Origin of the sequence: Actinomycetospora callitridis, assembly GCF_028737265.1 — a bacterium.
Taxonomy (GTDB): Bacteria; Actinomycetota; Actinomycetes; order Mycobacteriales; family Pseudonocardiaceae; genus Actinomycetospora; species Actinomycetospora callitridis.
The window spans coordinates 135543-149228 of the sequence record NZ_JAQZAK010000002.1 but is presented as its reverse complement, the minus strand read 5'-3'; the positions used below and the strand labels follow the sequence as shown (position 1 = coordinate 149228).

The window sequence follows — 13686 nt, the reverse complement described above, 5'->3', positions numbered from 1 at the left end:
AGCGGCTTTCCTGGCGTTGAGTGCAAGCGAGGACGCAGGGCTTGCACCCGCAGGTGCATGTCCTTGACCTCCACCCCCGTCACGACCGTGAAACACGGCGCGGAGGCCGACCCGCTCTCGTAGTCACGAAGAAACACTTCGGAAATGGCCGGTTGGTGAGCTGATCTCAGCGAGGAACCGGGACCCCGGCGGGGTCGGCGAGGACCCCGCACCCCCGACCCCTCGCGCCCGACGCCGTCGGGTGCGCAGGGCGCACCACGTTCCCGCTCCACCGAACGTCTCCGAGGGAGAACCGCATGACCAGCACCGAGCTCTCCGACGTCGAGAAGAAGAGCCTCGAGGAGATCCCGCACCCGTCGCTGCCCGAGGGCTCGAGCATCTACGGCGGGACGAAGGTCTTCCCCGACCTGCAGGCCGAGAACGGCGAGAGCTACTTCACGCTCGTCCACGGCATCGCGCACGAGTCGTCGGTCAGCTTCGTCGCCGTCCTCCAGGCCACCCGGGCGCTGCGCAAGGGCTTCGAGACGGCCATCTACTTCTACGGACCCGGTTCGCTGAACTGCCTGGCCACGCGCGGCTTCCCCACCACGGGCAGCTCGGCGTTCCCCGGCGAGCACAACATCAACGACCAGCTCAAGACCTTCATCTCCGAGGGCGGCAAGGCCTACTGCTGCCGCTTCGGTCTGTCGCTGCACGGTGCCCGCGAGGAGGACCTCATCGAGGGCGTCATCCCCACGCACCCGCTCGACGTGCAGGACGCGCTCATCCACTTCGCCCGCAAGGGCGCGATCATCAACTCGACCTACCAGCTCTGACGCGCACGGCCCGGTGCGGGGACGGCACGCCCGTCCCCGCACCGCGCCCGTGACACCCCCGAGTCGAGCGCCTGGAGGTCCGTCGATGTCGTCCCCGCAGTCCCATCTGGGTCTGTCCGCCCGTTCCGAAGTGGCCGTCCGCGGTGTGGCGCTCGACCTCCCCGACACGACCACCACCGACCTCGGCTCGACGATCCCCCTGCGCCGCCCCGGGGGCGCCGGGCCGTCCGCCGACGGCCACGTGCTCGTCGACGGCCTCAGGACGACGATCCCGATCAACCCGGCGAGCCCCTACCGGCTGCGCGACGGGCGCCTCGTGCGCACCGGCCCCGACGGCGGGGTCACCGACCTGGGCGTCGACGTCGCCACCGTCGCCCGCCCCGCCTTCTACGACCTCACGACGGCCGACGGCGTGCCCTACGAGAAGATCGCCCGCCTGCACGGCGACGACGTGCTCGCGACCACGGTCGTCCAGACCTGCGTGCGCTACGGCGAGCAGGACCGCTGCCGGTTCTGCGCGATCGAGCAGTCGCTGCACACCGGCGCCACGACCGCGGTGAAGACGCCCGAGCAGCTCGCCGAGGTCGCCGAGGCCGCCGTCCGCCTCGACGGCGTGCGTCAGATGGTCCTGACCACCGGCACGAGCAACGGCCGCGACCGCGGCGCCCGTCACCTCGCCCGCTGCGTCCGGGCGATCAGGGCGGCGGTGCCGGGCCTGCCGATCCAGGTGCAGTGCGAGCCGCCCGCGCCGTCGGACCTCGCGGCCCTGCAGGAGCTCCGCGACGCCGGTGCCGACGCCATCGGCATCCACGTCGAGTCGCTCGACGACGACGTGCGCGCGCGCTGGATGCCGGGCAAGGCGTCCGTCCCCCTGTCCCAGTACCGGCTGGCCTGGGACGAGAGCGTCCGCCTCTTCGGCGCGAACGCCGTCTCGACCTACCTCATCGTCGGCCTCGGCGAGGACCCCGACGAGCTGGTCGCGGGCGCCGCCGAGCTCGTCGACCGCGGCGTCTACCCGTTCGTCGTCCCCTACCGCCCGATCCCGGGCACCCTGGCGTTCGACGACGGCGACCCCGCGCCGGATCCCGAGCTGCTCGCCGAGGTCACCGCCCGCGTCGCGAAGGTCCTCGTGGCCGCCGGCATGCGCGGCGCCGACCAGGCCGCCGGGTGCGCCGCGTGCGGCGCGTGCTCGGCCCTGTCCGCGGCGGGGGGCTGAGGTCCGTGTCGGTCCTCGACCACCACGCGTTCGGGCTGAGCGCCGCCGACGAGATCCTCGGCGGCCGGGCGCGCCGCCGTCCCCACGACGTCACCATCTCCGAAGCGCCGGCCATCGACGTCCGACACCCCGACGTCGTCGCCCACCGGGCGCTGCGGCGCGCGGTCTTCGTCGACGAGCAGGGCTTGTTCCGCGACTCGACGACCGGCGCAGCCGGCGACCTCGACGGGCACGACCACGACCCGCGCGCGATCGTGCTCGTCGCCCGCGACGGCGCCGGCGAGGTGGTCGGCGGGGTCCGCCTGGGACCGGTCGACCCCGACGCGTCGCGCCCCGACCTCGGCTGGTGGACGGGCAGCCGCCTCGTCGTCGCCCCGACGGCCCGCCGACGGGCCGGCATCCGGGTGGGGGCCGCGCTGGTCCGTGCCGCGTGCGCCCGCGCCGAGGCGGCCGGCGTGCTGCGGTTCGAGGCCGAGGTCCAGGCCGCGAACGAGAAGCTGTTCGCGCGTCTCGGCTGGCAGCGGCTCCGGGACACGACGGTCGCCGGCCGCCCGCACGTGCGCATGCGCCGTCCGATGGGGCGCTTCGCCGACCTCGTCGCCGCCACGAAGGCCCCGCTCGGCGAGCTCGTCGCCGGGCTGGCGGGCTCGGGCCTGCACGTCGGCGACGACGGGGCGCCCGTGCCGGGCAGCGACCTCGTCGCGGCGTGCGACGCGATCCTGCCGGCGATGGCCGAGCGTGACCCGGAGTGGGCGGGCTGGTGCGGGGTGCTCGTCAACGTCAACGACCTCGCCGCGATGGGGGCCGCACCCACCGCGCTGCTCGACGCCGTCGGCGCCCGAGACGCGTCGTTCGCCCACCGCGTCCTCACCGGCCTGCGCGCCGCCGCCGACGCCTACGGGGTGCCGGTGATCGGCGGGCACACCCAGCTCGAGGTGCCCGCCTCGCTCGCCGTCACCGCGCTGGGACGGGCCCCGAGCCCCGTCCCCGCCGCCGGCGGGCGGCCGGGCATGGAGGTCCGACTGACCGCCGACCTCGGCGGCACCTGGCGCCCGGGGTACACCGGCCGCCAGTGGGACTCCACCTCGACGCGCGCGCCCGCCGACCTGCGCGCGATGGTCGCGGCGATCGGGCCGGACGCGGCTCACCGGCCCGCCGCGGCCAAGGACGTCTCCATGGCCGGGGTCGTCGGGACGCTCGGCATGCTCGCCGAGGCCTCGGGCACCGGCGCGGTGCTCGACGTCGCGGCCGTCCCGCGCCCGGTCGGCGCGACCGTCGCCGACTGGCTGACCTGCTTCCCCGGCTTCGCCCTGCTCACCGCGGACGCGCCGGGCGCCCCCGCCCCGTCGGCGGGTCCCGCCACGAGCGCGGTGTGCGGGGAGCTCACGGACCCGGCGACCGGACCGGCCGGGGTCGCCCTGCGCTGGCCCGACGGCGAGGTCACCGAGGCCGTCGCCGGGGGCGTCACCGGACTGGGCAGCGCCCGGATCAGCGAAGGGAACCACCCGTGACCGTGAGGACGTTCGCCGCCGCGGCCGCCGGCTTCGGCCGCGACCTGGACGAGAGCTTCGTGACGATCTCGTCGCTGCTCGAGCGGGCGCGGGCGGCGGGGGCCGACGTGCTCGCCCTGCCGGAGGCGGCGCTGGGGGGCTATCTGTCGTCCTTGCACGACTCGGGCGGGTCGGGGGAGCCGGTGGACGTGCCGCCGCAGCTCGACGCGGACGGTCCCGAGATTCGCCGGCTGATCGCGCTGGCCGGGGACGTGGTCGTCACGGTCGGGTTCTGCGAGCGCGGGGACGCGGCGTCGGGCCACCGCCCGTACAACAGCTGCGTGGCGGTGACCGGCGACGGCGTGCTCGGTCACCACCGCAAGGTCCACCAGCCGCTCAACGAGAACACCTCGTACGCCGCGGGCGACCGCTTCGCCGCGTTCGACACGCCGGTCGGCCGGATGGGCATGATGATCTGTTACGACAAGGCGTTCCCCGAGGCCGCGCGCGCCCTGGCGGTCGACGGGGCCCGGATCGTGGTGTGCATGTCGGCGTGGCCGGCGTCGCGCACCAACCAGGCGCCGGTGCTCGCCGACGACCGCTGGACCCGTCGGTTCGACCTCTTCGACCGGGCCCGGGCGCTGGAGAACCAGATCGTGTGGGTCTCGGCGAACCAGGCCGGGACGTTCGGGGACATGCAGCTCGTCGCGAGCGCGAAGATCGTCGACCCGGGCGGGGAGGTCCTCGACACCACCGGCACCGAGGCGGGCCTCGCGGTGGCGTCGGTCGACGTCGACGACGCCGTGGACGCCGCGCGCCGCTTCATGGGCCACCTGCGCGACCGGCGGCCGGCGTCGTACCTCGGCACGCCGGACGACGCGCCGCCCGTCGTCCCCGCCGTCGCGGCGCGCGCCAGCTAGGCGGGCGCGGGTGGTCCGTCTCGCCGCCGCCGCGGCCCACTTCACGCGGGACATCGGGTTCGACCTCGACCGCATCAAGATGATCATCTCGCACGCGCGGGACGCCGGGGTCTCGCTGCTGGCGCTGCCCGACGGCGCGCTCGGCGGGTACCTCACGGACCTGCGCGGACCCGACGAGGACGACCTGCCGCCGCTGCTGGAGCCGAACGGCGACGAGGTCCGGTCGGTGATCGACTTCGCCGGCGACATGGTGGTGTGTCTCGGGTACAGCGAGCGGGGCCTCGACGAGGGGAACGGGCTGGTCCGCTACGACGCGGCGGTCTGCCTCTCCGGCGACGGCATCCTCGGGCGGCACCGCAAGGTCCACCTGCCCGCCGGCATCGCGCCGCTGTTCGCGGCGGGCGACGGGTTCCGCGCGTTCGACACCCCGGTGGGCCGGATGGGCCTGCTCATCGACCACGACAAGACCTTCCCGGAGGCGGCGCGCGCCCTGGCCGTCGACGGCGCCGAGATCATCGCGTGCCTCTCGGCCTGGCCGACCTCGTTGACCAACCGCGCGCCGCGGATGGCCCAGGACCGGCAGGCGCGGCTGTTCGACCTCTACGACCAGGCACGCGCCGCCGAGAACCAGGTCGTCTGGCTGTCGTCGAACCAGAGCGGGCGCTACGGCGCGCTGCACTTCCTGGGCCGGGCGAAGGTCGTCGGGCCGGGTGGGGAGATCCTCGCGCGCACGTGGTCGAAGGGCGGGCTGGCGGTGGCGGAGGTCGACCTCCCGGAGCTGGTCGGGGCGGCCCGGACGGTGCTGCACCACCTCGCCGAGCGTCGTCCGGAGACCTACGGTTGATCGTGCGGATCGCGCTGCTGACCTACTCGACGAAGCCGCGCGGCGGCGTGGTGCACACGCTCGCGCTGGCCGAGGCGTTCGCGCGTGCCGGGCACGCGGTGACGGTGTGGGCACTGGCGCGGGGCGGGGACGCGGGCTTCTTCCGTCGCGTCGACGCCGCGGTGACCGTCCGGCTGGTGCCCGTCGAGGAGGTCGAGGGCGAGACGGTCGGGGAGCGGATCCTGCGCTCGATCGCGCTGCTGGCGTCGGCGTTCGAGGGCTCGTACGACGTGGTGCACGCGCAGGACTGCCTGACGGCGAACGCGGTGGGTCGCGCGCGGGGGTACGAGCGTCTGTGGCGGACCGTGCACCACCTCGACGAGTTCACGACTCCCGAGCTCGCCGCCTGCCACGAGCGGGCGCTGGTGGAGCCGTCGTCGCTGGTGTGCGTGTCGGAGGCGGTGGCGGGCGAGGTCCGGGCGGGCTGGGGCCGGTCGCCCGCGGTGATCGCCAACGGGGTGGACGCGGCGCGCTTCGCCCGCGCGGCCGAGTCCGGGGCGGGGGAGCCGTGGCGTGCGCGGCACGGGCGCTACGTGCTCGCCGTCGGGGGGATCGAGCCGCGCAAGGGGACGCTGGAGCTGGTCGAGGCGATGGCGCGTCTCCCCGGCGTGCCGCTGCTCGTCGCCGGCGGGGACACGCTGTTCGACTACCGGGGATATCGCGACGAGGTGTTCGCGCGCGCGGCGGCGCTGGGCGTCGAGCCGGTGGTGCTCGGCCCGGTCGACGACGCCGAGCTCCCGGGCCTGGTGGCGGGCGCCGCGGTGTTCGCGTTCCCGTCCACCAAGGAGGGCTTCGGGCTGGCGGCGATGGAGGCGCTCGCGGCCGGGGTCCCGCTCGTGACCCGCGACCTGCCGGTGCTGCGCGAGGTGTTCGCCGGCGCGGCGCGCTTCGCCGACGGCCCGGAGGGCTTCGCGCGCGAGATCGCGGGGGTGCTCGAGGGGACCGACCCGGACCTCGACCCCGCCCACGCGACCGTCGGCCGCGCCCTGGCCGCCGCGCACACCTGGGACGCCGCCGCCGAGGCGCACCTCGCCCGGTACCGGTGGGGATCGAGCACTCGCTGAGTGCAAGCCCTGCGGCCTCGCTTGCACTCAACGCCAGGAAATCCGCTTCGTCGCGGCGCGGGGGGTGGCGAGGTGAGTGCCGGCGTGGGGCCACGCCGACAATTCAACACAGCACGCCGATAGGGTCAGGAAATCCCCCCGCTCGCGAGACGGTGGTTCGCGAGCACCACCCGCCCGTCGCGGATCTCGACGCCCTCCTCGCGCAGGCGCGCGTGCTGCTCGTCGGCGATGTGGGGCGCGCTCGACCCGTCGGCGCGCAGGACCCGGTGCCACGGCAGGTCGGCGCCGTCGTCGCGCAGCACCCAGCCGACGACGCGTGCCGAGCGCTCGCCGGCCGCCGCGGCGACGTCGCCGTACGTGGACACCCGACCCTCCGGGATCGCCCGCACCGCCGCCCGGATGCGCTCGTGGCGCGCCTCGTCCACGGGGTGGAGTCCAGCACGGCGACGGGGGTGGCGGGCACCCCGGCCTCGGTGATCGACGCGGATTTCCTGGCGTTGAGTGCCAGCGTGGACGCAGGGCTTGCACGACACGCCCACCTCCGCGCCGGGACTGTCGGGGGGCCGTGGTGAAGTGAACGGCGTGAGTGAGGAGCGTGCCCCCGAGCTGCGGCGCGCCGCGGCGTGGGTGCCGGGCGAGCTGGTGCTCGACGACGCCGCGCGGCGGGTCGTCGAGCACGACGCGGGTTTCCTGCGCGTGCTGGGCGGGCCCGGGACGGGCAAGACGACGCTGCTGGCCGAGCGGGTCGCGCGCCTGCTGCACGAGCGTCCGGACGCCCGCCCGCTGGTGCTCGTCGGCGACCGGCGGGCCGCGGCCGCCCTCCGCGAGCGCATCGCCGCCCGCCGCCGGGTGCTCGACGGGCCGGACCGCGGCGCGTCCGCGGCGGCCGAGCCGCTCGTGCGCAGCGTGCACTCCTACGCCTTCGCCGTCCTCCGGCGCCACGCCACGCGCCGCAGCGAGGCACCGCCCCGCCTGCTGCCCGGCGCCCAGCAGGACGCCATGGTCCGCGAGCTGCTCGCCGGCGAGATCGCGGGCGTCGGCGCGCCGTCGGGCTGGCCGCTGCGCATGCAGCCCGCGCTCGAGGCGCCCGCGTTCGCCGGCGAGGTGCGCGACCTCCTGCTGCGCGCCGCCGAGCGGGGGCTCGGGCCGCGCGAGCTCGCGGACCTGGGCAAGCGTCACGGCGTGCCCGCGTGGATCGCGGCCGGGCGCTTCTACCGCACGTACGAGGAGGTCACGCTGCTGCGCGCGGCGGCGGGATCGGCCAACCCTCTCGCGAGCGCGCCCCCGCTCGACGCCGCCGAGCTGGTCGCGGCGGTGCTCGACGCCTTCGTCACCGACCCGGACCTGCTCGAGGCCGAGCGCGCCGCCGTGCGCCACCTCGTCGTCGACGACGTCCAGGACATGGACCCCCAGCAGATCGAGCTCGCCCGCGCGCTCGGCGCCGCCGCCGACGACTGGGTGCTCGCGGGCGACCCCGACTCCTCGGTCCTCGGCTTCCGCGGGGCCGACCCGTCACTGCTGCGCGACGCCGATCCGGGGGGCCTGGCCACGGTCGTCCTGCGCGCCGACCACCGCAGCCGCCCCGCCCTGCGCGGTGCCGTCGCCCGCGTCGTCGCCGCGCTGCCCGGCGCCGGGCCGGGCCGGACGCGGACGGCGCCGACCCCGCAGCACGGGCAGGACGGGACGGACGGGGAGGACGGCCGCGTCACCGTCGACGTCTTCGCCACCACCGGACGCCAGGCCGCCGCGGCCGCCGACCGGCTGCGCCGCGCGCACCTGCAGGACGGGGTGCCCTGGTCGCGGATGGCGGTGATCGTGCGGTCGGTGTCCGGCTCGCTGCCGCCGCTGCGGCGCGCCCTGCTCGCGTCCGGGGTGCCGCTCGCGGTCCCGGCCGACGACACCCCGCTCGCCGCGCTCCCCGCCGTCGCCCCGCTGCTCACGGTGCTGCGCTGCGCCGCCGACCCGGCGCGCCTCGACGCCGACACCGCGCTCGCCCTGCTCGCCTCCCCGCTGGGCGGCGCCGACCCGCTGGCCCTACGCCGCCTGCGCCGCGGCCTGCTGCGTCGTCACGAGGCCGGCGGGGGAGCGGCGGACACCCCGAGCGACGCGCTCATCGTCGACGCGCTCACCGACCACATCACCCAGGCGAAGAACCCCCTCGCGCTGCTCAGCACCTCGGAGGCCGCCCCGCTCGCCCGGGTCGGCGAGCTCCTCGCGGCCGCGGCCGCGGCGATCGAGAAGGCCGCCTCGGTGCCCGACGTCCTGTGGGCGGTGTGGGAGCGCAGCGGCCTGCAGCGCCGCTGGGTGGCCGCGAGCGAGCGCGGGGGCGTCACGGGCGCGCAGGCCGACCGCGACCTCGACGCCGTCGTCGCCCTGGTCGAGCGCGCCGCCCGCTACGTCGAGGACCTGCCCGGCGGCACCGTCGCGGGGTTCGTCGCGCAGGCCGACGACCAGCGGATCCGCGCCGACACCCTCGCTCCGCGCGCCCCTGACGGCGAGGCGGTCGCGGTCCTCACCGCCCACGCCTCCCGGGGGCGCGAGTGGGACGTCGTGATCGTCCCCGACGTCCAGGAGGGCGTCTGGCCCGACCTGCGCCGACGGGGCACGCTCCTGGGCGTCGAACGCCTCGTCGACGTCCTCGCCGGGATCCCGGACGACCCCGCGGTCTCCGCGCAGGCGCCCCTGCTGGCCGAGGAGCGGCGCCTCTTCGCGGTCGCGCTCTCCCGGGCGCGACGCGCGGTCCACGTCAGCGCCGTCGAGGCCGAGGACGTCACGCCGTCGCGGTTCCTCGACGACGTCGACGGGGGTCCCGTCACCGACGACCCGGCGGAGGCGAACCGGCCGCGCAGCCGCCCGGGCCGGGCGCTCGTGCTCGCCGAGCTCGTCGGCGAGCTGCGGCGCGCGGTCACCGACCCGGACACCTCCCGGCAGCGCCGCGAGCGCGCGGCCGCCGGGCTCGCGCGCCTCGCCGAGGCCGGTGTGCCGGGGGCCGACCCCGACGACTGGTACGGGCTGCTCGCCCCGTCCACCGAGGCGCCGCTGCGCCCGGCGACCGCTCCCGTCGCGGTCAGCCCCAGCGCGGTCGAGACGATCCTGACCTGCCCGTTGCGCTGGGCGCTGCAGGCCCACGGCGGCGACGACAGCGATTCGCTGGCGTCGGTCACGGGGTCACTCGTCCACGCGCTGGTCCAGCGCGCGGCGGAGGGCGCCGACGAGCGCGAGCTCCAGGACGCCCTCGACGTCGCCTGGGCCTCGGTCGACGCCGGCGCGCCGTGGTTCTCGCGACGGGAGCTGGCCGGCACCCGGCGGATGCTGGCGTCGTTCCTCGCCTGGCGGGACCAGACCCGCGCGCACCTCACCGAGGCCGCGGTGGAGCGCGAGATGGAGGTCGCGGTGGCCGAGGGCGTCCGGGTGCGCGGGCGTGTCGACCGCCTCGAGATCGACACCCACGGCCGGCCGGTGATCGTCGACGTGAAGACGGGCAAGACGCCGATCTCCCACGCCGCCGCGCAGGAGCACCCGCAGCTCGCCGTCTACCAGCTCGCCACCGCGCTCGGTGCGTTCGCCGAGACGCTCGCGGGCCCCGACCGCACGGCCGCGCGCAGCGCCCCGGGCGGCGCGCGCCTGGTGTACCTGTCGCGGGCGGGTGGTGCGGCGAAGGAACGTGCGCAGGAGCCCCTCGACGACGAGGGCCTGGCCGCGTGGCGCGACCACGTGAGCGCGGCCGCCCGCGCCACCGAGGGGCCGATCTTCGTGGGACGCGAGAACGACTCCTGCCCGCGCTGCCCGGTGCGCACCGCGTGCCCGGTGCACGTCTCGGGGAGGCAGGTCCCGTGACGACCATCGCCCCCGTCCGGAGGATCGGCGGCACCGAGCTCATCGACCCCGTCGAGCTCGCCGAACGCCTCGGCCTGCGCCGCCCCACCGAGGAGCAGGCGGCGGTCATCGGCGCGCCGTCGGAGCCCGCACTCGTCACCGCGGGCGCCGGGTCGGGCAAGACCGAGACCATGGCCGCGCGCGTGGTGTGGCTCGTCGCCAACGGGCTGGTCCGCCCCGAGCAGGTGCTGGGCCTGACGTTCACGCGCAAGGCCGCGGGCCAGCTCGCCGACCGCGTGCGGCGCCGGCTGCGGGTGCTCGGGTCCTCGAGCCTGCTCGACGAGCTCGACGCCACCGGCGACCGGCGCCTGGCGGCCCGCGCCGGCGAGCCGACGATCTCGACCTACCACGCCTACGCCGGGCGCCTGCTCGCCGAGCACGGCCTGCGCCTGCCCGTCGACCCCGGCGCCCGCCTGCTCTCGCCGACCGCGTCGTGGCAGCTCGCGCACCGCATCGTGTCCACCTGGGCCGCGGACCTCGACACCGACCGCGTGCCCTCCACGGTCACCGCGCTCGTGCAGTCGTTGGCGGGCGAGCTCGGCGAGCACCTCGCCGACGCCAGCGCGCTGGCGCTCCACGCCGAGCGCTTCGCCCGCGCGGTGGAGGACGCCCCGCGCGCCAAGGGCCAGAAGGCGGCGCTGCCGGTGGCGCTGGCGAACAAGGTGGCCGCGCAGCGGTTCCGGGCGGCGCTGCTGCCGCTGGTCAGCGAGCTCGCCGAGCGCAAGCGCGCCGAGCGCTGCCTCGACTTCGCCGACCAGATGGCCGCGGCCGCCCGCCTCGCCGAGACCCACGACGAGGTCGGGGCCGCCGAGCGCGAGGCGTTCCGTGCGGTGCTGCTCGACGAGTACCAGGACACCGGGCACGCGCAGCGGATCATGCTGCGCTCCCTGTTCGCGAACGACGAGAACACCTCGGTCACCGCCGTCGGCGACCCCTTCCAGTCGATCTACGGCTGGCGCGGTGCGAGCGCGGCGAACCTGCCGCGGTTCGTCACCGATTTCCCGCGCGTCGACCCCGACGGCGAGACCGTCGCGGCCGCCCGCCACGGGCTGCTGACCAGCTTCCGCAACCCGCCCGAGGTGCTCGCCCTCGCCAACGGCATCGCCGAGCCCCTGCGGGCGGGCGGCGTCCCGGTCGACGAGCTGCGGCCCCGCCCCGGCGCCCCGGCCGGCGACGTGCGCGTCGCCCTGCACGACGACGTCGAGGCCGAGCGGGCGTGGCTGGCGGATGCGGTCGCCGACCGGTGGCGGGCCGCGGCCGACGCGGACACCGAGCCGCCCACCACCGCGGTGCTCGTGCGTCGCCGCGCCGACATGAGCGCGCTCGCCGCCGCGCTGCGCGCCCGCGACCTGCCCGTCGAGGTCGTCGGGCTGGGCGGGCTGCTCGACGAGCCCGAGGTGCGCGACGTCGTGTCGGCGCTGCGGCTCGTGGTCGATCCCCTGGCCGGCGGCGCGGCGGTCCGGCTGCTCACGGGCGCGCGCTGGCGCATCGGCGGCGCGGACCTCGCCGCGCTCTGGCGCCGCGCGCGCGAGCTGGCGGCGCCGGCACCGGGCACCGACGCGACCAGCACGGTCAGCAGAGAGGTCCCCGACCCCGTCGCCGCCGCGCTCCCCGGCGAGCACGCCGAGCGGGCGGGCCTGGTCGACGCGCTCGACGACCCCGGGCCCGCGGCGCGCTACTCCGCCGTCGGGTTCGAGCGGCTCAAGCACCTCGCGCACGAGCTCGCGATGCTGCGCCGCCGCGTCACCGCCCCGCTGGTCGACCTCGTCGCCGACGTGGAGCGCGTCCTGCTCCTCGACGTCGAGACCGCCGCGCGGCCCGGTCCGACGGGTCGCGCGCACCTCGACGCGTTCGCCGAGGTCGTGGCCGACTTCTCCGCGGGCGCCGCCTCGTCGGGCGGCACCGCGACGGTCACCGCGCTGCTGGCCTACCTCGACGCCGCCGAGGAGGCCGAGGACGGCCTGACGCCCGGCGAGGTCGACGTGGCCGACCCGGCGACGGGCGGCACGCGCGTGCAGGTCCTCACCGTGCACGCGGCCAAGGGCCTCGAGTGGGAGCTCGTGGTGCTCCCACACGTCGTCGAGAAGGTGTTCCCGGCGGGGAAGCGGTCGGGCTCGTGGCTGACGTCGGTCGCATCGCTGCCCGTGCACCTGCGCGGCGACCGGCCGGACCTCCCCGAGCTCGAGCTCGACGGGGCCGCGGACCGCAAGGAGATCCAGGAGCGGCTCGACGAGCACGAGCGGGCCTTCGACGACCGTCGCCTCATCGAGGAGCGGCGCCTGTTCTACGTCGCGCTCACCCGCGCCGAGCACGCGCTGCTGGTCTCCGGGCACTGGTGGGGCGAGACCGGCGAGTCGCCGCGCGGCCCGTCGGACCTCCTCGCCGAGGTCGGGGAGCTGGCCGCCGCCGGTGGCGGGCACTGCGGGGTCGTCGAGACGTGGGCCGAGCCGCCCGAGGAGGGCGTCGCCAACCCGATGGCGTCGGCGGTCCACGAGACGGCCTGGCCGGTCGACCCGCTGGGCCCGCGGCGCGCAGCGGTCGACGAGGGCGCGGCGCTGGTCCGGGCGGCGCGCGCACGCCGGGCCGAGGAGACGGACGAGCCGGCGGACCAGGACGACCCCGAGGGCTGGGCCGCCGACATCGAGGTGCTGCTCGCCGAGCGCGCGGCGGCGCGCCACCGGCACGCGCGGGTGCTCCTGCCGCCGCAGCTGTCGGTCAGCCAGCTCGTCGACCTGGCCGCCGACCCGGACGCGCTGGCCCGGCGGCTGCGGCGCCCGGTGCCGCGTCCCCCCGACCCGCGGGCGCGGCGCGGCACCGAGTTCCACGCGTGGCTCGAGCGCTGGTTCTCCGCCACCGAGCTGCTGGAGTTCGACGAGCTCCCCGGCGCGGCCGACGAGGACGCCGACGCGGCCGCCGACCCGGCGGGCGCCGCCGACGCCGCCGAGCTGCGCGAGCGCTTCACCGCCAGCCGCTGGGCCAACCGCACGCCGGTGGCGGTGGAGGTCCCGTTCGAGACCGAGATCGGGGGCACGCTCGTGCGCGGCCGGATCGACGCGGTGTTCGCCGACGACGACGGCGGCGCCACGGTGGTCGACTGGAAGACCGGGCGGGTGCCGCCCGACGAGGCGATGCCGGCGCTCGCCGTGCAGCTCGCGGCGTACCGGCTGGCCTGGTCGGCGCTCTCGGGGATCCCCGTCGAGCGGGTGCGCGCGGCGCTGCACTACGTCCGCGACGACGTCACCAAGAGCCCCGCCGACCTGCTCGACGCCGCCGGCCTGCGCGCGCTCGTCGCCACCGTGCCGGAGGAGCAGCGCGTCCCCGAGGGCGATCCGCAGGCCCCGTCGTTCGCCGGCCCCGACGACACCGACCCGGACGCGGACGAGGGCCCGGTCGAGGACGTGGACCCCGACCCCCGCTGACCC

The 13686-nt window shown here is 76.8% G+C and carries 9 protein-coding genes; 8 read left to right on the top strand and 1 reads right to left on the bottom strand.

The genetic code is table 11. From position 1 onward, the window contains the following. Positions 1-296: 296 nt before the first annotated feature. The 6 genes from PH191_RS06620 to PH191_RS06595 all read left to right on the top strand — a co-directional run bounded on the left by PH191_RS06620 (position 297) and on the right by PH191_RS06595 (position 6388). On the top strand, positions 297-815 hold the full coding sequence (locus tag PH191_RS06620) for an MSMEG_0572/Sll0783 family nitrogen starvation response protein (protein WP_274188241.1): 519 nt from the start codon (positions 297-299) through the stop codon (positions 813-815). 145 nt (positions 816-960) lie between these two features. Next, positions 961-2031, top strand: coding sequence for an MSMEG_0568 family radical SAM protein (locus PH191_RS06615; protein WP_274193834.1), 1071 nt, complete (start codon positions 961-963; stop codon positions 2029-2031). Between the two features lie 5 nt (positions 2032-2036). Beyond that, positions 2037-3542, top strand: coding sequence for an MSMEG_0567/sll0787 family protein (locus PH191_RS06610; protein ID WP_274193833.1), 1506 nt, complete (start codon positions 2037-2039; stop codon positions 3540-3542). Further along, the gene (locus tag PH191_RS06605; protein ID WP_274193832.1) at positions 3539-4441 is read left to right on the top strand and encodes a carbon-nitrogen hydrolase family protein; all 903 of its coding nucleotides are present in this window, start codon (positions 3539-3541) and stop codon (positions 4439-4441) included. Before PH191_RS06610 ends, PH191_RS06605 begins: the two co-directional genes overlap by 4 nt. Positions 4442-4451: 10 nt before the next feature. Continuing rightward, positions 4452-5285: a carbon-nitrogen hydrolase family protein gene (locus tag PH191_RS06600; protein ID WP_274193831.1), complete on the top strand. Its 834-nt coding sequence runs from the start codon at positions 4452-4454 to the stop codon at positions 5283-5285. A 2-nt stretch (positions 5286-5287) separates the two neighbouring features. Continuing rightward, complete coding sequence (locus PH191_RS06595) at positions 5288-6388, top strand: MSMEG_0565 family glycosyltransferase (protein ID WP_274193830.1); 1101 nt, start codon at positions 5288-5290, stop codon at positions 6386-6388. A 125-nt stretch (positions 6389-6513) separates the two neighbouring features. Here PH191_RS06595 and PH191_RS06590 read toward each other — a convergent pair whose 3' ends face one another. After that, positions 6514-6813 (bottom strand): MGMT family protein, encoded by a 300-nt coding sequence (locus tag PH191_RS06590; protein WP_274193829.1) that lies wholly within the window; start codon positions 6811-6813, stop codon positions 6514-6516. 157 nt (positions 6814-6970) lie between these two features. Between PH191_RS06590 and PH191_RS06585 the strand changes: the two genes are divergently transcribed. Then, positions 6971-10225 carry an ATP-dependent helicase gene (locus tag PH191_RS06585; protein WP_274193828.1) on the top strand — a complete coding sequence of 1085 codons (3255 nt, stop codon included), beginning with the start codon at positions 6971-6973 and terminating at the stop codon, positions 10223-10225. Beyond that, positions 10222-13683 (top strand): ATP-dependent helicase, encoded by a 3462-nt coding sequence (locus PH191_RS06580; protein ID WP_274193827.1) that lies wholly within the window; start codon positions 10222-10224, stop codon positions 13681-13683. Before PH191_RS06585 ends, PH191_RS06580 begins: the two co-directional genes overlap by 4 nt. The last annotated feature ends 3 nt before the right edge of the window (positions 13684-13686 follow it).